Genomic DNA, 20,126 nt, shown 5'->3' on the forward strand with positions numbered 1-20,126 from the left:
AACATAGTAAGAACAAATAATCCAGATTAAGTCTCAGGCCTCACGCCACCGCGCGGGGAGCGTGATGTCGACGACCAGCCCGCCGGGTTCCCAGTGCCGTTCGATCGTGCCGCCGAGGTTGTTCTTGACGCTGCGCTCCATCAGCAGCGTGCCGAAACTGGTGCGGTCGGGCGCGACGACCGCGCGATCGCCGCCGCTTTCGGCCCAGGTCAGGCGGAACCGGCGATCGTCGCTGCCCTCGGCCTCCTGCGTCCAGCTCACCTCGACCTGACCATTCGCGCCGGTCAGCGCGCCATGCTTCGCGGCATTGGTCGCGAGCTCGTTGAAAAAAAGCGCCATCGCGACGAGCGCGTTTTCGGGAAGCAGCAGGTCGGGTCCCGACCAGCGGATGCGCGGAAAGGCCGCCTCGACCTCGCGCATCAGCGCGTGCATCGACCCCGTCATGAAATTGGCGCCGAGCAGGACGTTCTGCGCGCGGTTGAGCGCGTCGAGCCGGCTGCTGATCCGCTCGACATAATCGTCGACATCGCGCGCCGCGTGGCGGGTGAGCGAGATGATCGCGCCGACCGTCGCGAACAGGTTGCGCATCCGGTGGTGCAGTTCGCGCATCAGCAGATTGGCGTTTTCCTGCCGGCTTTTCTGTTCGGTGATATCGATGCTGACCCCGGTCAGGATCGCGTCGTCGGTCCTGACATCCCAGTCGGCGTGGACCGCGATCCAGCGCACGCCGCGTTCGGGGTGCTGGATGCGATATTCGGTCGCATAATGCGCGCCATGCGCCACCGAATCGCCGAGCACGCCGCGGACTGCGTCGCGATCGTCGGGATGGAGGCGGTCGAAGAAGTCGTCGACATGCCCAAGCGCGGTCGCATAGTCGGCGCCCCAGAGTTCGGCCGCCGCGCCGCTCCACTGGATCGCGCCGGTGCGGGCATCGTAGCGCCAGGTTGCGATGCCCGAAAAGTCGAGCGCGCGCTCGAGCGTTCGCTTCGCTTCGTCGCGTTCGCCGACGATACGGCGCAGGTCGGCCTCGGCCATGATGATCCCGGCAAAATCCTCCAGCCGTTCGAGTTCGGTGGCGGTCAACGGTGCCCGCTCCTCGCGGTCGATCAGGCACAGCGTCCCTAGGATCGCGCCATTATAGGCGCGGAGCGGCACGCCGGCATAGAAGCGGACATGGAGGTCGCCGGTGACGAGCGGATTGTCGCGGAAGCGCGGATCGCCCAACACGTCGGTCACCACGACGGGCTGCCCCTCAGCGACGACATATTGGCAAAAGCTTATCTCGCGTGGCGTTTCGGTTGCGTCGAGCCCGTGGGCCGATTTGAACCACTGGCGGCAATCGTCGACGAGCGATACCAGCGTGATCGGCACGCCGTACAGGTCGGCGACCATCTTGGTCACGCGATCGAACGCCGCTTCGGGCGGCGTATCCATGATGCGATATTCGCGAAGCGTTTCGAGGCGCAGCCGTTCGGCCCTTTTTGCCTCTTCGCTGCCCCCGTCCGCCAATTCCCGTCCCCCGCCGCCATGCGATGCCGCCCCATCGCTATATTCCCCGGGCCGCCGCTCTGCCATCGATATGGTCCCTACAAAAGCATCCTTGCCGCGCAACAAGAAAGTGGCGGCATTCCGCCCACTTACACCGCGGCTCTCTGGCGTCCCGGCTGAATCTACGCTTTAGCGCGCGACAAGTTGCAGCCCGGCGTATCGCTTTTTGGGCATCCGTCGAGGGAACCGACCCGCGCGGGCACGCGTATGATTGCTCACCAAGAGGGAGGTATTTTGATGACATTGGGTGAGGAAATTCGGGGCCATCTTCCCTATCTGCGCCGCTACGCGCGCGCGCTGACGGGCAGCCAGCAGCATGGCGACAATTTCGTCCATACCACCCTCGAAGTCATCGTTGCCGCTCCGCACGAATTCCACAGCGGCGACGGCACGCGGATCGACCTCTACCGCAATTTCCACCGCATCTGGGAAAGCGCCTATATCGACGATGGCGAAGGCCGCGACGACGAAGAGCATCCGCTGGTCCGCGCCGCACACCAGCGCCTCGTGCAGCTCACCCCGCTCGGCCGGCAGATATTGCTGCTCACCGCGCTCGAGGGGTTTTCGGTCGAGGAGGCCGGGCTGATCACCGGCACCGATCAGCCGACGGTCGAGACGCTGCTCGCCGACGCGGTCGGCGAACTCGACCGCGAATCGCCCACCTCGGTGCTGATCATCGAGGACGAGCCGCTGATCGCGATGGAGCTCGAACAGATCGTCCGCGACCTCGGCCACCGCGTCGCGGGGATCGCGACGACGCATGAGGACGCGGTCGCGGCGTTCGAGGAAACCGACGCCGGCCTCGTCCTCGCCGATATCCAGCTTGCCGACGGATCGTCGGGTATCGATGCGGTGCAGGACATTCTCGCGATCGCGCCGGTGCCGGCGATCTTCATCACCGCCTTTCCCGAAAGGCTGCTCACCGGCGGACGGGTCGAGCCGACCTTCCTGATCTCGAAGCCGTTCCGCGAGAATACGGTGCGCGCCGCGATCAGCCAGAGCCTACTCTTCACGCCGCAGCTTGCGGCGTAACGCATAAGGACGGCACCGGCCCGCTCCCCCTCCCGGCCTCCCACCCCTCCCGGCCTCCCAACAGCGTATCCTGAAATGGGAGGCCGGGAGGGGGAGCGGGCCGATGCCGTTTCCGACGTCAGTCGAAAAAGCGTCTCAATCGGGCGAAGGCCCGCCACCGGTCAGATGGTCGACATCCTCCATGATCGACCGGAACGCTTCGCTCGACGGTATCTCGTCGGCGCTGCGCCGCGGCATTTCGCCGCTTTCGAGGATTGCCTGCAACGCGGCACGGCCGCGCGACACGCGGCTCTTCATCGTGCCGACCGCGCAACCGCAGATCGCCGCGCCTTCCTCATAGGATAATTGCCCCGCGCCGATCAGCACCAGCGCCTCGCGCTGGTCGACGGGCAGCAACAATAGCGCGCGCTGCACGTCGGCGAGGTGCAGGCTGTCGTCCTGATCGTCGGGCGCGACGAGCAGCCGCTCGGCCGCCATCTCGTCATATTCAGCGGTGAATTTCTTGCGCCGCATCTGCGACAGGAAACAGTTGCGCAGGATGACGAAAGCCCAGCTCTTCATGCTGGCGGGCCCCGGAATATATTGCGCGCGCGCCTTCCACGCCTTCAGCATCGTTTCCTGCACCAGGTCGTCGGCGAGGTCGGCGTTGCCGCACAAGCTGCGCCCGAACGCGCGCAGATGCGGTAGCATCGCGGCCAATTCACGCTTGAAGCTGGCATCGTCGAGCGGTTGAGGCGTTACGTCGCTGATAAAAAAACCTTTGCGTGACGATGTCTGGTCATATCATGAACGGCTTAGCGGGTTGGGGTGGCATTGCAAGCGCCCGCCCGGTCACCCGACGCGCGGGCGGCGCCCCAGCGCCATGAAATTGGCGAATATCCGCTCGTCCTGCGCATCGATCCGACCGTTGGCCGCGAGCCGCGCCAAGCCATCGCCCCGCCATTCGAAACGCGGGTCATAGAGCATCGCCCATTCACCGAAATCGCGCGTCTCGACGGCGCGGCGCCGCACTTCGACCATGCCGCTGTGACGCGGATCGTCCCTGATGACCGCAAGACAGGCCTCTACCCGGTCGTCCGGCCCCTCGAGAAGCTGGAGGAAATTATGGCCGTTATAGACAAGCGCCCCGGTCAACTCGTCGCGCGCATTGTTGCGACGCGCCGAAACGAGAATCGCAACGATATCCTCGTCGCTGATCAACGGATCGGCGACACTCACATATGTAACGGAAAGCAACTGGTCGTCTCCCGAAGACCGGCCAAGGGCGGGCCAAGCGTGACCCCTCACATCCCTTCGCTTAGAGCCGGTGTGGTTTCTTGGCAACGCGTTCGTCGCAAAAAACAGAAGTCGTGGAACCTGCGGCCCTTTTCCTCGTTGCTCTCGCATGGCTACGCAAGGCAATGACAGGATGAACGGAAAGGGCACTCTCCCGCCCGGCGCCGACGCGCCGCGCCGCGCGCAGGGGAGCTTCCCCGGAACGCACGGCGACCAGTGGCATCGCACCCTGACCGGGCGGCAGGCGCCCGAACCGGTGAGCGCCAAGTTGCGCATGATTTATGGCAATATCGTCTCCGAACAATTGCCCGACAACATGCTCGACCTTCTGTCCCAGCTCGATCAGAAAAGCCCGAAGCAATAATGACCGGAACCCCCGCCGCTGCGTCGCAGCCGCAGGCCGACACCCTGTCGGACAGCGAATTCAAGGCACTGCTCGCCGGCGTCATTCCGCATCTGCGCGCCTATGGCCGCAGCCTTTCGGGCAACCCGGACCTCGCCGACGATCTGACGCAGGATACGATGGTCAAGGCGTGGGCGTCGCGCGAGCGGTTCGAGCGCGGGACCTCGATCAAGGCGTGGACCTTCGTCATCCTGCGCAACACCTTCCTGTCGCAAATGCGCCGCAACAAGTTCGTCGGCGAATATGACGAGACCGCGGTCGAGCGCACCATGTCGACCCCCGCGAACCAGGAAGACAGCGGCGAGATGGCCGACCTCCAGCGCGGGCTGATGGAATTGCCGCAGGACCAGCGCGAGGCGCTGATCCTCGTCGGCGCGGGCGGTCTGTCCTATGAAGAGGCCGCGAGCATCTGCGACTGCGCGCTCGGAACGATGAAGAGCCGCGTGTCGCGCGCGCGCGCCGCGCTTGAGGAAATCATGAACAGCGGCCAATTCTCGCAAAAGCGCGCCGACGCGCCGCCGTCGAGCGAGGCGGTCGACGCGATTATGGACAGCGTCGAGACGATCACCGCGCGACGCGAGGCGGCGAATCGCTGAGCCCTTGTCCCTCGCCGTTTGTGCTGAGCTTGTCGAAGCACCATCCTTCTTGCGGCGTCAAAAGGAACAACCCTTCGACAAGCTCAGGGCAAACGGATTGAGGGTACTCGACATCGAGCATCGGCCGCGTCAGAACGAGCTGTCTTCCCCAGCCAAGCGAGCCTTTGACATGCCGAAATTTCCGCTCTGTGCCCCGATCATCGCGCTCGCCGTCGCCGCCTGCTCGGCGCCCGCCGCGACCGAAGCGGCGCCAGCCGACACCGCCAAGCTCGACGCGTCGGGCGATCATCCCGCGACGCCACTCGCCGACGCGCCGTTCACCGTGCAGGAAATCGCCGATTTCAACGAACCCTGGGCGATGACCTTCATCCCCGGCACCCGCGCTGCGCTGATCACCGAGAAATCGGGCAAATTGAAGCTGTGGCAGGAAAATGGCCCGACGCAGGATGTCGCGGGCGTACCCACCGTCGCTTACGGCGGTCAGGGCGGCTTCGGCGACGTCATCGTCGCGCCCGACTTCGCCGCGACCGGCACTATTTATCTGAGCTGGGTCGAGGCCGGGACGGGCAGTACCGCCGGCGCGGTCGTCGGCAAGGCGAAGCTCGTCCAGGGCGCGGCGCCGCGGATCGAAGGACTGCAGATCATCTGGAAACAGGATCCCAAGGTGACGGGCCGCGGCCATTATTCGCACCGCCTCATCTTCTCCCCCGACGGCAAATATCTCTTCATCGGATCGGGCGAGCGTCAGAAGTTCGATCCGGCGCAGGACATGAAGGCGAATCTCGGCAAGATCGTCCGCCTCAATCCCGACGGCAGCATTCCCGCCGACAATCCTTTCGCCGACGCTTCAAAGCCTGACGGGGGCGGCGTCACGGCGCAAATCTGGTCGCTCGGCCACCGCAATATCCTTGGCCTCGCCTTCGATGCGACCGGCAAGTTCTGGAACCAGGAAATGGGGCCGAAGGGCGGCGACGAGGTCAATCTGGTCGCGGCGAAGGCCAATTACGGCTATCCGATCGTCTCGAACGGGGATCATTATGACGGCAAGGATATTCCCGACCATGTGACGCGCCCCGAATTCGCGGCGCCGAAATTGTGGTGGAACCCGGCGATCTCGCCCGCGGGGCTCGCCTTCTATGGCGGCGATCTTTACCCGGGCTGGAAGAACAGCCTGCTGATGGGCGCGCTGTCGGGCGAGGGCCTCATCCGCATGAACATCGACGGCGAAACGCTGCACAAGTCCGACCGCTGGGATTTCGGCCAGCGCATACGCGAGGTCGAGGTGCGCGACGACGGCACGGTCTGGCTGCTCACCGACGGCGAGGACGGCAAGCTGGTGAAGCTGGTCCCGAAGAAATAGCCCGCGGCTTTCGCCCCGGCGCAAGCATCCCTATATCGCTCCCATGATCCGCGGATTCCTCACCCGGCGCGCCGAATGGCCCGCGCGCGTCCCCGATCCCGACGCGCCGCCGCCGCTGACCTTGCTATGGCGCGAGATCGGGTCGCTGGCGCGCGCGATCGGCGGCCGCATCCGCCCGCTGCCGCCCGAGCCCAACCCCGACAGCGAGCATCCGCCGGTGATGGTGCTCCCCGGCTTCCTTTCGGGCGACTGGGCGACCAAGGCGCTGCGCGCCGACCTCCGCCGCGCAGGTTTCCGCTGCTACGCCTGGGGCCTCGGCTTCAACCGCGGCGCGACCGCCGACATCATCGAGCGCATCGACACCCGCGTCCAGTGGATCATCGACCGCACCGGCTATGCCCCCGCGCTGGTGGGATGGTCGCTCGGCGGCATCTATGCGCGCGAATATGCGAAGCATCATCCGGACAAGGTCGCGCGCGTCGTCACGCTGGGTTCGCCCTTTTCGGGCAGCCGCCGCGCCAACCGGGCGTGGCGCCTCTATCACCTGATCGCGCGCCATCCGGTCGACAATCCGCCAATCGACTTCCACCCCGCACCGCGCCCCGAAATGCCGACCTTCGCGCTCTGGTCGAAGCATGACGGCGTCGTCGCGGTGAACAGCGCGCGCGGCCTTCCGCACGAAAGCGACCGGCAGGTCGAGGTCGACTGCGGCCATATGGGTTTCGCCTATGCGCCGACTTCGGTCGCCGCGATCGTCAAGGCGCTGACCGAAGAGGTATCAGCGGCAGACTGATCCTCCCTGTGGCGAAGCCATGGGGAGGGGGACCGCTCGCTGAAAGCGAGTGGTGGAGGGGCCGCGACGATGGCGCCCATCGCCCCTCCGTCAGCGGCTACGCCGCCGCCACCTCCCCCTCGCTTCGCGACAGGGAGGATCGCTCAGCACACGTCTATGCGCCAAGCCGGTGCCGCGCGCCAGCTCATCAGCATCCGCCCCGGACGTTTCCCCGGGCGTCCGGTCGACACGAAACCGATCCGGCGCAGCAGCGCGCGCGAGCGGTCATTGTCGGGGTCGCATTCGGCGACGATCGAAGCACCCGGCAGCGACGCGGCGAGCGCCTCGACCACCGCGCGCACCGCCTCGGTCGCGATCCCCTTGCCCCTCACGCGCGCCGCGAACCAGTAGCCGATCTCATATTCGTCGCGCGCGCGGCGGTGGACGCCGATGACGCCGTTGAGATCGAGGCCGTGCTCGTCGCGCACCGCATGGAACACGTCGCCGCCGCCCGATCCCGCGATCAGCGCGCGGGCATCGGTTTCGGTGAAGGGCGCGGGCAGGAAATGGACGCGCGAGGTCACCGTCTCGTCGGTGATCGCGGCGAACGCGCGGGCATCGTCGGCAAGCAGCGGCGTGATGCGGCAATGGGCGGTCGACAGGGCAAGCAAAGTATCGGTCATGTCGCGTCTTCTTCAAAAAGCGCGCGCCGCGGCCGGGGGTTCTGGTCTGATGATGTGATGACAACCATTCGCCTTCCGGTCACGGCGGCGATGGTCACAGGTGATGCCATGCCGCTCCTATGTAAAGGAGCGCCAATACGCCTTGAATCGGGTGGATCGGTCGTTGGTCATCGGCGCTGTGGCTAACGGCTCCGCCGCCCGCGGTCAATCCCGCGTCTTGACGATCGCATTTCACGCACTATTTAAAGTTACATGAAACGCGACAGCCGACTCTCGGGCGTGCTCCACGTCCTCCTCCATATGGCCGAAACGGGCACGCCGATGACGTCGGATCAGCTTGCGAAGGCGATGCAGACGCACGCGGTGGTGATCCGCCGCATTCTCGGCGGGCTGCGCGACGCAGGTTTCGTCCACAGCGAAAAGGGTCATGGCGGCGGCTGGACGATCGCAAAGCCCCTCGCCGAAATCACGATGCGCGATGTCTATAACGCGATCGGTCGGCCGAGCCTGATGGCGATGGGCAACCGCACCGAAGCGCCCGGCTGCCTCGTCGAACAGGCGGTCAACGCGGCGCTCGACACCAGCTTCCGTGACGCCGAAGCGCTGCTGCTCGCGCGCTTTGGCGAAGTCACGCTCGCGCAGCTCGCCGCCGATTTCCATGCGCGCATGGCCGCGCGCTCCCTCTCCCCCACGACGCAGGAGCATATCCATGGCTGAAGGCGCCCGGCATTTCCTCGACAGCTTCAATGACCCCGAGGCGGTCGCGCGCTACACCGAAGGGCCGCGCCGCTTCGTTCCCGGTCTCGACGGCCTCCACCGCATGACGGGCCTCCTCCTCGCCGAGCGCGTCCCGATCGATGCGCATATCCTCGTCCTCGGCGCGGGCGGCGGCAGCGAGATGAAGGCGATGGCCGAGGCGCATCCCGGCTGGCGCTTCACGGGCGTCGATCCCGCGGGGCCGATGCTCGACCTTGCCGCCAAGGTGATGGGCGCAGACGTACACCGCGCCGAGCTCGTCGAGGGTTATATCGACGACGCTCCGGCGGGCCCCTTCGACGGCGCGACCTGCCTGCTCACGCTCCATTTCCTCGATACCGAAGAACGCATCCGCACCGCCGCCGAAATCCGCGCCCGCCTCAAACCCGGCGCGCCCTTTGTCGCCGCGCACGGCAGCTTCCCGCAGGGCGCCGACGAACGCGACCGCTGGCTCGACCGCTACGCCGCCTTTGCCATCGCCTCGGGCGGCGATCCGGATCAGGTGGCGAAGGGCCGCGAGGCCGTCGCGACCCACGTCGCGATGCTCAGCCCCGAAGCCGACGAGGCGGTGCTGCATGCCGCGGGCTTCACCGGGGTCGAACAATTCTACGCCGCCTTCACCTGGCGCGGCTGGGTGGGATATGCGTGAAGGGGTGTAATGGCCGGAATACGACATTCTTTCCATCGTCATCCCGGCGAAGGGTGTCCGGAGGCGCGTGACTCTGAACACCCTTCGCCGGGATGACGGAACTGAAAGGTCCGCTCACCGCCCCCGAACGGCCTATTCCTAAACCCGTTCTCCACCGATGGTTCCTGCACTTCGCGCCGCCTCGATCATCGAGGCCCGCTTGCGCCGTCCATATATACAATATATTGCGCAATATATTGTATGATTCGCATGACAGACAGGAATTCGGATGAACGACAAGCGTTGGCCCCTCCTTCTCGCCGCCACGACCGCATGGCTGGCGACCGTTGCCGCGACGGACGAAGCCCCGCTCTCGGCCGCCGACCGGCGGGCGGTGGTCGAGCAACTCGGCCAGACGCTGGAGACGAACTATGTCTACCCCGACAAGGCCAGGACGATCGCCGCAACCTTGCGCCGCCATCTCGACGCCGGCGACTATGACGCCGCGCGCGACCGCCCCGCCCTCGCGCGCGAGCTGACCGACGATCTGATCGCCGCGTCGGGCGACCTGCATTTCGCGGTCGGGGTCGATCCCGTATGGGTCGCGGACTATGCCGCGAAGCAGGACCCCGTGCGCGCCGCCGCGCTGCGCGAGGCCGAACGGCGCGAAGAGATTCGAAAGAATTTCGGTTTCGCCGGGCTTCGCTACCTCGACGGCAACATCGCCTATGTCGACCTGTCGCATTTCGCCGACCCCGAACCCGGCTACGACGCCGCGGCGGCGGCGATGCGCTTTATCGAGAATGGCGACGCGGTGATTTACGACCTGCGCTATAACAATGGAGGCCATCTGGAGATGGCCCAGTTGCTCGCGAGCCAGCTCTTCCCGGGCGACAAGGATCAGGAGCTGTTCGATTATGATTACACGCTCGACGGCCGCCGCGTCGAGCGCGGCCAATGGGTGCTCCCCGCGCTGCCTGCAAAACGCTTGACCGGCAAACCCGTCTATGTCCTCACGGGCTCGACCAGCTTCTCTGCCGCCGAATGGTTCGCCTACACGCTCAAGAAACTCGGCCGCGCGACGCTGGTGGGCGAACGCACGGCGGGCGGGGCGCATCCGGTCGACCGCAAGCCCGTCGGCACCGACTTTTTCCTGCAGGTCCCGATCGGCCAGATCCGCGACCCCGTCGACCGCGGCGATTTCGAGGGGCAGGGCGTCACGCCCGATCATCAGGTCGCATCCGCCGACGCGCTCGCCGTCGCGCACCGCCTCGCCCTCGCCGATCTTGCCAAGGCCGATCCGGCGAAACGGGCCGACGCCGACTGGTTCGCGCCCGAACTTGCCGAACGCCCGCAGCCGACCCCCGCCGCGCTCAAGGCCATCGCCGGCCGCTACGAAGGACGGCGGATCGACCTTGTGGGCGGCAAATTGCTCTACACTTGGCGCGAGCGCCTCCGCCTGGCCCTTGAACCGCTCGGCGGCGACCTGCTCGCGATCGAGGGCGTGCGCGACTTCCGCTTTCGCATCGTGCGCAAAGGCGGCAAGGTCGCCGCCCTCGAACGCATCAACCGCGACGGAACGACCCAAACCTATGCCCGCCTCGACTGATCTCGACGACATCACCTTCCTCGGCCGCCTCAGCGAAGCGTTGAGCGACCGGATCGAGGAACAGACGCGTCCGCTGTTCGACCAGGCGGGCATCACCGTCCCGGTGCGGTCCTGCTCACTGCTCACCGCGCTCAGCAAGGCCGGCGAAGCCTCGGCCGCCGACCTCGCGCGCGCGCTCGGCCAGTCGCACCAGCTGGTCGTCCAGAAATGCCCCGCGCTGCTCCGCCTCGGCCTGATCACCCAGCACCCCGACCCCGCCGACGCGCGCCGCAAGATTTTCCGGCTGACCGATGCCGGCCGCGACCAGCTCGCCCGCATCGACGCCTATAGCGTGCGGATAAGCAAGGTCTATCGCGCGCTCTTCGCAGAGGTCGGCGACGTCCACGGAACGATATCGAAGGCGCTGAAAGCGCTCGATGCCAAACCGCTCGGCGAACGCTTCAGAGAATAGTCACAGCGTCCGGAACATCACCAGCGCGTCGACGAAACCCTCGGTCGGATGCGCGAACGCCCCCGGCAGCCGCCCGACCACCTCGAACCCCAGCGACTGCCACAGCCGGGCCGCGCGGGCGTTGCTGCTCACGACGAAATTGAACTGCATCGCGCGAAAGCCCCGCGCCTTCGCGCGTTCGATCGAATCGAGGCACATCGCCCGCGCCACCCCGCGCCCCGTCGCCGCCGCGCCCGTCATATAGCCCGCATTGCACACATGCGCGCCGCCCCCCGCCTGATTGGCGCGCAGATAATAGGTGCCGAGGATAGCGCCATCGGCCTCGGCGACAAACACCTCCTTGTCCGTGCCGAACCAATAGGCGAGCGCGTCGGCCTCGCGCATGTCGCGACCCAGCGTATAGGTCTCGCCGGCGCGGATCACCGGTTCGAGGATCGCCCAGATCGCAGGGGCGTCTGCTTGCGTGGCGGGCCGGATGATCATTGAAACGGCGCGAGGATCGCATCGGTCACGCGCAGCGGCCGCCCATTCGCCTTGTCGAGCAGCGCCCACACCGTCCGCGCCCGCACATGCACCTTTCCGTCGGCCCCCGTGAATTCCATGAAGCGGTCGAATTTCGCGCCCTGCGGCTTGTCGGCGACCCAGGTCCGCGCCGTCACCGTCTCGCCGGGGCCGAGCGCGCGCAGATAGTCGATCTCGTGGCGCACCACGACCCAGATATAGGCGTCCTTATGCGCCTCAGGCGCCGCGGCATTCCAATGCCCCGTCGCAACCTGCTGGATCCACTGGACCCAGACGGCATTGTTGACATGGCCGAGCTCGTCGATGCTCTCGGGCGTTGCCGTGAGTTCGAGCGTGAACTCCCTCATGCGAGTTCGACGGTGGTCACCATATAACCCGCATCGCGGAGCGAGGCGACGAGGCTGTCGAGATGTTCGCGGTCGCGCGCCTCGCACTCGATGTCGGTGATCAGCCCCTTCGCAGGGAGCGTCGTGAAGATGCGCTGGTGATAGATTTCGATGATGTTGACCTGCTTCTCGTCGAACAGCTTCATCACCTTGAACAGCGCGCCCGGCCGGTCCTGCAACCGGATGCGCAGCCGCGCGATGCGGCCCGACCGCGCGAGGTCGCGCAAGAGCACGTTGGCGAGCAGCCGCGTGTCGATATTGCCACCGGTGAGCACGAGACCGACCTTGCGGCCCTTGAACTCCTCGGGATGCGCGAGCATCGCTGCGAGCCCCGCGGCGCCCGCGCCCTCGACGACGGTCTTTTCGATCTGGAGCAGGAGGCTGACCGCGCGCTCGAGATGGCGCTCGGCGACGAGCACGATGTCGTCGTTGAGCTCGGCGACGATCTTGCGCGTATAGACGCCCGGTTCCTTGACCGCGATGCCTTCGGCGAGCGTGTCGCCCTCGCACGCCATGTCGACGCCGTTGAGTTCGGCATACATCGACGGATAAAGCTCGGCCTGCACGCCGATCAGCCGCATGTCGTTCTTGATCCCGCGCGCCGCGGTGCCCATGCCGGTGAGGAGGCCCCCGCCGCCGATCGGCACGATCATCGTGTCGAGTTCGGGCACATCCTCGAGCATTTCGAGCGCCACCGTCCCCTGCCCCGCGGCGATATGCGGGTGATCGAACGGATGGACGAAGGTCAGTCCGCGCTCTTTCTCGAGTACGCGCGCATGCGCCGAGGCGTCGTCGAACTTCTCGCCGAACAGCACGATCTCGGCGCCGTGGCTCGCGGTCTGCGACACCTTCACCTGCGGCGTCGTCTTCGGCATCACGATCGTGACCGGCACGCCGAGCCGCTTGCCATGATAGGCGAGCCCCTGCGCATGATTGCCCGCCGACGCCGCGATCACGCCGCGCGCCTTGGCTTCGTCGTCGAGCAGCAGCAGCGCGTTCAATGCGCCGCGCTCCTTGTATGCGGCGGTGAATTGCAGATTCTCGAACTTCAGCCACACCTCGGCGCCGACCAGCTCCGAAAGCGTCTGCGAATGCAGCGTCGGCGTCCGCACGACCGCACCGTTAATTCGCCCCGCCGCCGCGCGCACATCGTCCAATGTGATCGCCGGAAAATCGGCGGCGGGGGTCAGGGTGAGTTGATCGGTCATAGGCGAAGCGCCCTAGCCCATCTGGCGCACGAAGCAAACAATGCTATGGACTGCGCATGAGCGAACGAAAATTGCGTATCAGCTTCATCGGTACAGGTGTCATGGGCGGACCGATGGCAGGCCACCTCGTCAAGGCGGGCCATAACCTCACCGTCTATAATCGCACCCGCGCCAAGGCCGATGCATGGGTCGGGCAGCATGGCGGAACCGCGGCAGCGACCCCGGCCGAGGCCGCGAAGCACGCCGATGTCGTCCTGACCTGCGTCGGCAACGACGACGATCTCGCGCAGGTGACGCTCGGCCGCGACGGCGCGTTCAATGCGATGAAGAAGGGCGCGCTGTTCGTCGATCACACCACCGTTTCGGCGCGCATCGCGCGCCAGCTGTCGGTCGAGGCCGACGGGCTCGGCCTGCTCTGCCTCGACGCTCCCGTCTCGGGTGGCGAAGCGGGCGCGCAGAACGGTACGCTCTCGATCATGTGCGGCGGCAGCAAGGCCGCGTTCGATGCCGCCGCGCCGGTGATGCAGGCCTATGCCGCGCGCATGGTGCATATCGGCGGCCCCGGCGCGGGGCAGACGACGAAGATGGTCAACCAGATCGCGATCGCCGGGGTGATCCAGGGCCTTTCCGAAGCGCTGCGCTTCGCGCAGGCATCGCGGCTCGACACCGACAAGGTGTTCGAGGCGGTGTCGGGCGGCGCGGCGGCGAGCTGGCAGATGCTCAACCGCTGGGGCACGATGGCGAAGGACGAGTTCGACTTCGGCTTCGCGGTCGACTGGATGCGCAAGGATCTGGGGCTCGCGATCGACGAAGCGCGCGTCAACGGCGCGACGCTGCCCGTCGCCAGCCTCGTCGACCAATTCTACGCCGATGTACAAAGGGCCGGCGGCGGCCGAAAGGATACGAGCTCGCTCGTGACGCGGTTGCCGAAATGAAGCGCCTCCTGCTGGCCGCTTTGGCCCTCACCCTCGCCGCCCCCGCGCACGCCGACACGCTGATCGACAATGTCAACGGCATTACGCTCGACAAGGACGGCAAGCTCGTCCGCTTCACCGGCCTCGTCATCGATACCGAGGGCAAGGTGAAGCAGCTGCTCGACCGCAAGGACAAGCGCCCCGAACGCCCCGATTTCAAGCAGGACGGCAGGGGCAAGACCCTCATCCCCGGGCTGATCGACGCGCACGGCCATGTCATGGGGCTGGGTTTCCAGCTGATGCTGCTCGACCTTTCGGACACGACCAGCCTGGCCGAGGCGCAGGCGGCGATCCGCAAATATGCCGCCGAAAATCCCGAAATGCCGTGGATCATCGGGTCGGGCTGGAATCAGGAGAAATGGGGCCTTGGCCGCTTCCCGACCGCCGCCGATCTCGACGCCGCGGTGCCGAACCGCCCCGTCTGGCTCGAACGCGTCGACGGCCACGCCGGCTGGGCGAACAGCGCCGCGATGGCGGCGGCGAAGATCACCCCCGCGAGCAAGTCGCCCGAGGGCGGCCGCATCGAAATGGCGGGTGGCACGCCGTCGGGCGTCTTCGTCGACGCCGCGATGCGCCTCGTCGACAGCGCCAAGCCCAAACCGCTCGCGCGCGACCTCGACCGCGCGCTCTATCTGGCGCAGCAGAAATTGCTCGAACAGGGCATCACGACGATCGCCGACATGGGCACGACCATTCAGGACTGGCAGGCGTTTCGCCGCGCGGGCGACAAGAAACAGCTCGCGGTGCGTATCCTCTCCTATGGCGGCGACATCGACAATATGGCGATCATCGCCGGGTCCGAACCGACGCCGTGGCTCTATGACGACCGGCTGCGGATGGTCGGGGTGAAGCTCTATCTCGACGGTGCCTTGGGCTCGCGCGGCGCGTGGCTGAAAGCGCCCTATGCCGACGCGCCCGGGCAGAAGGGCTTGCCTCTCCTCACCCCGGCGCAGCTTCGCAACAAGATGGTGCGCGCGTCGATGGACAAGTTCCAGGTCGCGATCCACGCGATCGGCGATGCGGCGAATGCCGAGGCGCTCGCCGCGATCGCCGACCTCACCGCCGATCTTCCCGGCGAGCGACGCTGGCGCATCGAACATGCGCAGGTCATCGACCCCGCCGACATCGCGCGCTTCGCCGAGCTCAAGGTCATCGCCTCGATGCAGCCGATCCACCAGCCGAGCGACCGCGTGATGGCCGAAGCGCGCCTCGGCCCCGATCGCCTGAAGGGCGCCTATGCGTGGCGCAGCCTCCAGAATGCGGGCGTCCGCCTCGCCTTCGGCTCCGACGTCCCGGTCGAAAGCGCCAACCCCTTCCCCGGCATCGCCGCCGCCATCTCGCGCACCGATGCGAAGGGCGAGCCCTTCGGCGGCTGGCGCCCCGAGGAGGCGGTCAGCCGCGAGACCGCACTCGACGGCTTCACGCGCACCGCGGCTTATGCAGGCTTCGCCGAGGACCGCATCGGCACGCTGATGCCCGGGATGCGCGCCGACTTCCTGATCGTCGACGCCGACCCTTTGCTCGCCAGCCCCGACGAGATCCGCCGCATGGTACCACTCGAAACCTGGGTCGGCGGCTATCGCTATTACAAGCAGAAGGAGGGCGCGACCGTTGGCCGATAGTCCTTCGCGCCGCGCGCTGCTGACCGGCCTCGCGGCGCTGCCGGTCGCGGCGAGCGCGGCGGCGGCCGAGCGCAAGGAACGCCGCTCGAAAAAGCGCAAACCGGCAAAGCCCAAGGTCCAGCATGTCGACGTCGCGATCATCGGCGCGGGCGTGTTCGGGGCGTGGACCGCGTGGCACCTCCTCCGCGCGGGCAGGTCGGTGCGCCTCTTCGACGCCTATGGCGCGGGCAACGCGCGCAGTTCGTCGGGCGGGACGAGCCGCGTCATCCGCATGGGTTATGGCGCCGACGCGCTCTATTCGGAGATGGCGCGCGACTCGCTTAAATATTGGAAGGAGCTTTCCGACACCGCGAGCGCGCCGATCTTTCACAACACCGGCGTGCTCTGGTTCGCACCGCAGGGCGAGACCTATACCGCGCAATCGCTCGCCTGGTTGCAGGCGAACCGCGTCGGCCACGAGCATGGCGACGTCAGCTGGCTTCAGAATAGATATCGCCAGATCCAATTCTATCAGGGCGAAACCGGCATCCTCGAAACCGAGGCGGGGGCGCTGATCGCCGCGCGCGGGGTGCAGGAGGTGATCGCCGACGCCCAGATCGAGGTCGAGCGCGTCGTCATGCCCGCGCCCCTCTTTTCGAAGCGGATCAAGCGCCACACGCTCCCCGACGGCGGCACCGCCGACCATCTCGTCTATTGCGCGGGTCCGTGGATCGCCGAACTCTTCCCGCAGCAGCTGATGAACAAGATCGTCGCCACGCGGCAGGAAGTCTATCATTTCGGCGCGCCACAGGGAGACACGCGTTTTGCCCCGCAGGAACTTCCGGTGTGGGCGGACTTCAACAACGGCCGCATCGTCTACGGTATCCCCGACCTCGAAGGCGCGGGGTTCAAGATCGCGTTCGACACGCACGGTCCGGTCATCGACCCCGACACGCTCGAACGCCAGCTCACCCCCGCCGGCATCGCCGAAGCGCGCGCCTATGTCGCGCGGCGCTTCCCCGGGCTCGCCAACGCCCCGCTGCTCGGCGGGCGGGTCTGCCAATATGAGAATAGCTCGAACGGCGACTATCTGATCGACCGCTTCCCGGGGCAGGAACGCGTGTGGCTCGTCGGCGGCGGATCGGGGCACGGCTTCAAGAACGGCCCCGCGGTGGGCAAGCGCGTCGCCGCGCATATCCTCGACGCGAACCTCGCGGTCGAACCGCGCTTCAGCTTTGCGACCAAGGGCACGGTCGCGGCGCGGACGGTGTTCTGATGAGCCCAGCCCTCTTGCTCGTCATCCCGGCGAAGGTCGGGATCTCGCCGGGGCGGCAAACCGAGAGGGTGAGATCGTGTTTCATAGTCACGTGCCTCTGAACACCCTTCGCCGGGATGACGATTTGGGGAGGTAAGTTTAGCGTGCGCCTGACCGACTGCCACAATATCGACGATTTCCGCGCGCTCGCGAAGCGGCGCCTGCCTTGGCCGGTGTTCGACTATATCGACGGCGCCGCCGACGACGAGGTCACGCGCCGCCGCAATCGCGAAGCGTTCGACGGCTGCGACCTGATCCCGCGCGTGCTCGCCGGCGTTGAAAGCGTCGACATGAAGACGACGCTGTTCGGGCGCGAGATCGCGATGCCGCTCTTCCTGTCGCCGACCGCGCTCCAGCGGCTCTTCCACTGGCAGGGCGAGCGCGCGGTGCTCCGCGCCGCGGCGAACGCGGGCACCGTCGCGGGCATTTCAAGCCTCGCGACGATCGGCCTCGCCGAAGCCGGCGCGCTGACGGGCGCCCCCAAGCTGTTCCAGCTCTATGTCCATCATGACGAAGGGCTCAACCGGGCGATGCTCGACGCTGCGCGCGAGGCGAAGTTCGACGCCGTCGCGCTCACCGTTGATACCATAGTCGGCGGCAACCGCGAACGCTGCCTGCGCTCGGGCTTCACCTCGCCGCCGCGCTTCACCGCGCGCAACATGCTCTCCTATGCTGCCAAACCCGGCTGGGGCCTGAACTATGTCCTCCGCGAAAAGTTCAGCCTGCCCAATCTTGCGACGCACGTCTCCGAAGGATCGAGCGTCCCCAAATCGGTCGCCGAATATTTCACCTCGATGCTCGACCAGAGCGTCGACTGGAAGCGCTCCGAGGCGATCCGCAAACAGTGGGACGGTCCCTTCTGCCTCAAGGGCATCGTCGCGGTCGAGGATGCCAAGCGCGCGGTCGACATCGGCGCGAGTGCGATCATGGTCTCGAACCACGGCGGGCGACAGCTCGACGGCAGCATTGCGCCCTTCGACGCGCTCGCCGACATCGTCGACGCGGTCGGCGACAAGGTCGAGGTGATCTGCGACGGGGGCATCACGCGCGGCACGCATGTGCTGAAAGCGCTGTCGGTCGGCGCCAAGGCCTGCTCGGGCGGCCGCCTCTATCTCTATGCGCTCGCGGCGGCGGGCGAGGACGGCGTCGCGCGCGCGATCGCGCAGCTCCGCGCCGAGATCGAACGCGGCATGAAATTGATGGGGGCCAGGACCCTCGCGGATCTCGGTCCCCATAATTTGCGGTGGCGGTAAAATGATCCTCCCTGCGGCGAAGCCGTGGGGAGGGGGACCGCCGAAGGCGGTGGAGGGGCCGCACGGTTGCAGCCCCTCCGTCAGCCCTGCGGGCTGCCACCTCCCCATCGCTACGCGACAGGGAGGATAGAAGCTATGCCACCGTCTCCTTCTTGCCGATCCCGCTCCAGTCGATGCCCCGCGTCATATACATCACCCCGGCGAGGGCGAAGAACATCAGCACCGAACCGATCAGCAGCGAATAGGCTTCGAGGTTCAGGAGGACATAGAGCAGCGCGTAGAGCCCGATCAGCATTGCCGCGAGGAAGCGCGCGCGCTTCCAGCTTTTCAGCACCGCCGCGCTGTAAAAAGCGAGCAGCCCGATGATCGCCGCCGATGCGACCATATAGGCGAAGGTAAAGCCGATCACCTCGGCGAACGCCAGCAGCAGTACGAAGAACAGCACCAAAGCGATACCGGTCAGCAGATATTCCGCCGGCGCGACGCGCGCGCCCGCGATGATGTCGAACATCAAGAAGGCGACGAAGGTGAAGCCGATGAACAGGAAGCCATATTTGATGCTGCGATCGACCTGGCTGTAGAGGTCGACGGGCTCGATCAGGCTGATCGCGACCGCTTTTGCGGTGCCGCCCGATGCCTCGCTTCCGCCGCCGCTGTTGCTCGTCACCTCGACCGGCACCGGCTCCCTATAGGATTCGCGCGGGCCGTAATTCGTCGCGACCGGCGGCGATAGATCGCCGGTCAGCACCTGTGCCTGTCCGAGCGCGAGATTGGGCACAGCATAGGTCGCGGTAAAACCGCTCGCCGTCACCTCGCGCTTCGCGGGCAGGAAGTCGCCGCCGAAGCTCGGGTTCGGCCAGCTCGACTTGACCGTCCAGCGCGTGTCGACCCCGCGCGGGATCAGTTTGAAATCGCCGAGCCCGCGCACGCCGATCCGGTAATCGACCTTCATCGGCGCCGCGCCGCTCCAGTCGACGAAAGCGAAAGTGCCCGAATTGCCCGTCGAGAGCAGCCCTTTTCCCGGCTGGAGCGCGAGCGGGGTGCCGTCGACGGTCAAACTGTTGCCGTCGACCAGCCCGCGCGCGTCGCTGATGCCCAGCCGCACTTCGGCGCGGTCGAGCATCAACGCCTCACGCGTCACGCCATAGCGCGCGATATCGGCGGGCAGCACGAAATCGGCGCTCCCCGCGATCTGGCTTTCATAGACGACGGTCTCGTAAATCGCCTTCTTCCGCCGCTCAGGCTTGATGACGACGTCGGCCTTGTTCGACTGCGGCGAGAGGTAGAGGTTGCGGATCGTGTCGACCGTCCGCGTCACATCCTTGCCATTTTCGTTGACCGTCGTCGTTTCGGCCGCGCGATAGGGAATGACGATCACCGGGCCGGCGATCGTCTGCTGCCCGCCCCAGCCCTGCCCGATCGAGGCTTGCGCGGTTTCGGCCTGCTGCTGGCGATCCCATAGCAGGCCATAGGTCATCAGCAGCGGGACCATCAGCGCGACCGCGATCAGCACCGCGATGACCAGCTTGACGCCCGGGCTACGCTCGCCGCGGGCCGGAGGAACCGGCGGAACCGAAACAGTCTGGGGGGATTGAGGAGTCTGAGGCATGGGCGATCGTCTCCGTCTTCTTCAACTCGTCGACGGATTTGCACGGTTCATCGAACACCGTCAAGCCGCTTGCGGCGAAGCGCCGCGCGCTTTCGCGCACGAAAAAGGGGACGGCCTCCCCCGAAGCCGTCCCCTTCGCGCGTGG

General features: G+C 66.5%; 21 protein-coding genes. 13 read left to right on the forward strand and 8 right to left on the reverse strand.

The window, feature by feature from the left end:
- Nucleotides 1-33: 33 nt before the first annotated feature.
- The gene (locus tag FG95_RS06630; protein ID WP_235211482.1) at nt 34-1,509 is read right to left on the reverse strand and encodes a sensor histidine kinase; all 1,476 of its coding nucleotides are present in this window, start codon (nt 1,507-1,509) and stop codon (nt 34-36) included.
- Nucleotides 1,510-1,785: 276 nt separating this feature from the next.
- Between FG95_RS06630 and FG95_RS06635 the strand changes: the two genes are divergently transcribed.
- The gene (locus tag FG95_RS06635) at nt 1,786-2,580 is read left to right on the forward strand and encodes a response regulator (protein ID WP_037554837.1); all 795 of its coding nucleotides are present in this window, start codon (nt 1,786-1,788) and stop codon (nt 2,578-2,580) included.
- A gap of 135 nt (nt 2,581-2,715) precedes the next feature.
- On the opposite strand, the gene FG95_RS06640 is transcribed toward FG95_RS06635, so the two are convergent.
- Complete coding sequence (locus FG95_RS06640) at nt 2,716-3,270, reverse strand: sigma-70 family RNA polymerase sigma factor (RefSeq protein WP_081933048.1); 555 nt, start codon at nt 3,268-3,270, stop codon at nt 2,716-2,718.
- A 141-nt stretch (nt 3,271-3,411) separates the two neighbouring features.
- Entirely contained in the window at nt 3,412-3,816 is a 405-nt protein-coding gene (locus tag FG95_RS06645; protein ID WP_052182162.1) for a BLUF domain-containing protein, read from the reverse strand.
- A gap of 172 nt (nt 3,817-3,988) precedes the next feature.
- Here FG95_RS06645 and FG95_RS06650 point away from each other — a divergent pair, with 172 nt between their 5' ends.
- The 4 genes from FG95_RS06650 to FG95_RS06665 all read left to right on the forward strand — a co-directional run bounded on the left by FG95_RS06650 (nt 3,989) and on the right by FG95_RS06665 (nt 7,007).
- Nucleotides 3,989-4,219: a NepR family anti-sigma factor gene (locus FG95_RS06650; RefSeq protein ID WP_037554839.1), complete on the forward strand. Its 231-nt coding sequence runs from the start codon at nt 3,989-3,991 to the stop codon at nt 4,217-4,219.
- Complete coding sequence (locus FG95_RS06655) at nt 4,219-4,854, forward strand: sigma-70 family RNA polymerase sigma factor (protein ID WP_037554840.1); 636 nt, start codon at nt 4,219-4,221, stop codon at nt 4,852-4,854. The genes FG95_RS06650 and FG95_RS06655 overlap by 1 nt, the downstream gene beginning before the upstream one ends.
- Nucleotides 4,855-5,023: 169 nt before the next feature.
- Complete coding sequence (locus FG95_RS06660) at nt 5,024-6,214, forward strand: PQQ-dependent sugar dehydrogenase (RefSeq protein WP_037554841.1); 1,191 nt, start codon at nt 5,024-5,026, stop codon at nt 6,212-6,214.
- Between the two features lie 43 nt (nt 6,215-6,257).
- The gene (locus tag FG95_RS06665; protein WP_037554842.1) at nt 6,258-7,007 is read left to right on the forward strand and encodes an esterase/lipase family protein; all 750 of its coding nucleotides are present in this window, start codon (nt 6,258-6,260) and stop codon (nt 7,005-7,007) included.
- 143 nt (nt 7,008-7,150) lie between these two features.
- Here the strand turns inward: FG95_RS06665 and FG95_RS06670 are convergent, their stop codons facing one another.
- Nucleotides 7,151-7,669, reverse strand: coding sequence for a GNAT family N-acetyltransferase (locus tag FG95_RS06670; protein ID WP_037554843.1), 519 nt, complete (start codon nt 7,667-7,669; stop codon nt 7,151-7,153).
- 252 nt (nt 7,670-7,921) lie between these two features.
- Here FG95_RS06670 and FG95_RS06675 point away from each other — a divergent pair, with 252 nt between their 5' ends.
- The 4 genes from FG95_RS06675 to FG95_RS06690 all read left to right on the forward strand — a co-directional run bounded on the left by FG95_RS06675 (nt 7,922) and on the right by FG95_RS06690 (nt 11,113).
- Nucleotides 7,922-8,386 carry an RrF2 family transcriptional regulator gene (locus tag FG95_RS06675; RefSeq protein WP_037554844.1) on the forward strand — a complete coding sequence of 155 codons (465 nt, stop codon included), beginning with the start codon at nt 7,922-7,924 and terminating at the stop codon, nt 8,384-8,386.
- On the forward strand, nt 8,379-9,074 hold the full coding sequence (locus FG95_RS06680) for a class I SAM-dependent methyltransferase (RefSeq protein ID WP_037554845.1): 696 nt from the start codon (nt 8,379-8,381) through the stop codon (nt 9,072-9,074). Before FG95_RS06675 ends, FG95_RS06680 begins: the two co-directional genes overlap by 8 nt.
- Before the next feature lie 268 nt (nt 9,075-9,342).
- Nucleotides 9,343-10,662: a S41 family peptidase gene (locus FG95_RS06685; RefSeq protein ID WP_052182163.1), complete on the forward strand. Its 1,320-nt coding sequence runs from the start codon at nt 9,343-9,345 to the stop codon at nt 10,660-10,662.
- Nucleotides 10,646-11,113 carry a MarR family winged helix-turn-helix transcriptional regulator gene (locus FG95_RS06690; protein WP_052182164.1) on the forward strand — a complete coding sequence of 156 codons (468 nt, stop codon included), beginning with the start codon at nt 10,646-10,648 and terminating at the stop codon, nt 11,111-11,113. Before FG95_RS06685 ends, FG95_RS06690 begins: the two co-directional genes overlap by 17 nt.
- Here FG95_RS06690 and FG95_RS06695 read toward each other — a convergent pair whose 3' ends face one another.
- The 3 genes from FG95_RS06695 to FG95_RS06705 are packed head-to-tail and all read right to left on the reverse strand — an operon-like array spanning nt 11,114 to nt 13,229.
- The gene (locus tag FG95_RS06695) at nt 11,114-11,596 is read right to left on the reverse strand and encodes a GNAT family N-acetyltransferase (RefSeq protein ID WP_037554846.1); all 483 of its coding nucleotides are present in this window, start codon (nt 11,594-11,596) and stop codon (nt 11,114-11,116) included.
- Nucleotides 11,593-11,982 carry an acyl-CoA thioesterase gene (locus FG95_RS06700; protein WP_037554847.1) on the reverse strand — a complete coding sequence of 130 codons (390 nt, stop codon included), beginning with the start codon at nt 11,980-11,982 and terminating at the stop codon, nt 11,593-11,595. Before FG95_RS06700 ends, FG95_RS06695 begins: the two co-directional genes overlap by 4 nt.
- Nucleotides 11,979-13,229, reverse strand: a complete 1,251-nt coding sequence (locus tag FG95_RS06705; RefSeq protein ID WP_037554848.1) for a threonine ammonia-lyase — start codon at nt 13,227-13,229, stop codon at nt 11,979-11,981. Before FG95_RS06705 ends, FG95_RS06700 begins: the two co-directional genes overlap by 4 nt.
- Before the next feature lie 56 nt (nt 13,230-13,285).
- Between FG95_RS06705 and FG95_RS06710 the strand changes: the two genes are divergently transcribed.
- From FG95_RS06710 to FG95_RS06725, 4 genes are all read left to right on the forward strand, one after another.
- Nucleotides 13,286-14,164: an NAD(P)-dependent oxidoreductase gene (locus FG95_RS06710; RefSeq protein ID WP_037554849.1), complete on the forward strand. Its 879-nt coding sequence runs from the start codon at nt 13,286-13,288 to the stop codon at nt 14,162-14,164.
- Nucleotides 14,161-15,825, forward strand: coding sequence for an amidohydrolase (locus FG95_RS06715; RefSeq protein WP_037554850.1), 1,665 nt, complete (start codon nt 14,161-14,163; stop codon nt 15,823-15,825). Before FG95_RS06710 ends, FG95_RS06715 begins: the two co-directional genes overlap by 4 nt.
- On the forward strand, nt 15,815-17,080 hold the full coding sequence (locus FG95_RS06720) for an FAD-dependent oxidoreductase (protein WP_037554851.1): 1,266 nt from the start codon (nt 15,815-15,817) through the stop codon (nt 17,078-17,080). Before FG95_RS06715 ends, FG95_RS06720 begins: the two co-directional genes overlap by 11 nt.
- A gap of 143 nt (nt 17,081-17,223) precedes the next feature.
- Nucleotides 17,224-18,372, forward strand: coding sequence for an alpha-hydroxy acid oxidase (locus tag FG95_RS06725; RefSeq protein ID WP_037554852.1), 1,149 nt, complete (start codon nt 17,224-17,226; stop codon nt 18,370-18,372).
- 133 nt (nt 18,373-18,505) lie between these two features.
- Here the strand turns inward: FG95_RS06725 and creD are convergent, their stop codons facing one another.
- Nucleotides 18,506-19,981, reverse strand: coding sequence for a cell envelope integrity protein CreD (gene creD / locus FG95_RS06730; RefSeq protein WP_081933050.1), 1,476 nt, complete (start codon nt 19,979-19,981; stop codon nt 18,506-18,508).
- Nucleotides 19,982-20,126: the final 145 nt, after the last annotated feature.

This window comes from Sphingopyxis sp. LC363 (assembly GCF_000756385.1).
GTDB lineage: Bacteria > Pseudomonadota > Alphaproteobacteria > Sphingomonadales > Sphingomonadaceae > Sphingopyxis.

Bases quoted from the DNA above. Each gene is read 5' to 3' on its own strand.
- FG95_RS06685 (WP_052182163.1), top strand. From the start codon at position 9,343: ATGAACGACAAGCGTTGGCCCCTCCTTCTCGCCGCCACGACCGCATGG.
- FG95_RS06650 (WP_037554839.1), top strand. From the start codon at position 3,989: ATGAACGGAAAGGGCACTCTCCCGCCCGGCGCCGACGCGCCGCGCCGC.
- FG95_RS06705 (WP_037554848.1), bottom strand. From the start codon at position 13,229: ATGACCGATCAACTCACCCTGACCCCCGCCGCCGATTTTCCGGCGATC.
- FG95_RS06700 (WP_037554847.1), bottom strand. From the start codon at position 11,982: ATGAGGGAGTTCACGCTCGAACTCACGGCAACGCCCGAGAGCATCGAC.
- FG95_RS06710 (WP_037554849.1), top strand. From the start codon at position 13,286: ATGAGCGAACGAAAATTGCGTATCAGCTTCATCGGTACAGGTGTCATG.
- FG95_RS06680 (WP_037554845.1), top strand. From the start codon at position 8,379: ATGGCTGAAGGCGCCCGGCATTTCCTCGACAGCTTCAATGACCCCGAG.
- FG95_RS06640 (WP_081933048.1), bottom strand. From the start codon at position 3,270: ATGCTACCGCATCTGCGCGCGTTCGGGCGCAGCTTGTGCGGCAACGCC.
- FG95_RS06655 (WP_037554840.1), top strand. From the start codon at position 4,219: ATGACCGGAACCCCCGCCGCTGCGTCGCAGCCGCAGGCCGACACCCTG.
- FG95_RS06695 (WP_037554846.1), bottom strand. From the start codon at position 11,596: ATGATCATCCGGCCCGCCACGCAAGCAGACGCCCCTGCGATCTGGGCG.
- FG95_RS06715 (WP_037554850.1), top strand. From the start codon at position 14,161: ATGAAGCGCCTCCTGCTGGCCGCTTTGGCCCTCACCCTCGCCGCCCCC.
- FG95_RS06660 (WP_037554841.1), top strand. From the start codon at position 5,024: ATGCCGAAATTTCCGCTCTGTGCCCCGATCATCGCGCTCGCCGTCGCC.
- FG95_RS06635 (WP_037554837.1), top strand. From the start codon at position 1,786: ATGACATTGGGTGAGGAAATTCGGGGCCATCTTCCCTATCTGCGCCGC.
- FG95_RS06665 (WP_037554842.1), top strand. From the start codon at position 6,258: ATGATCCGCGGATTCCTCACCCGGCGCGCCGAATGGCCCGCGCGCGTC.
- FG95_RS06670 (WP_037554843.1), bottom strand. From the start codon at position 7,669: ATGACCGATACTTTGCTTGCCCTGTCGACCGCCCATTGCCGCATCACG.
- FG95_RS06690 (WP_052182164.1), top strand. From the start codon at position 10,646: ATGCCCGCCTCGACTGATCTCGACGACATCACCTTCCTCGGCCGCCTC.
- creD (WP_081933050.1), bottom strand. From the start codon at position 19,981: ATGCCTCAGACTCCTCAATCCCCCCAGACTGTTTCGGTTCCGCCGGTT.
- FG95_RS06675 (WP_037554844.1), top strand. From the start codon at position 7,922: ATGAAACGCGACAGCCGACTCTCGGGCGTGCTCCACGTCCTCCTCCAT.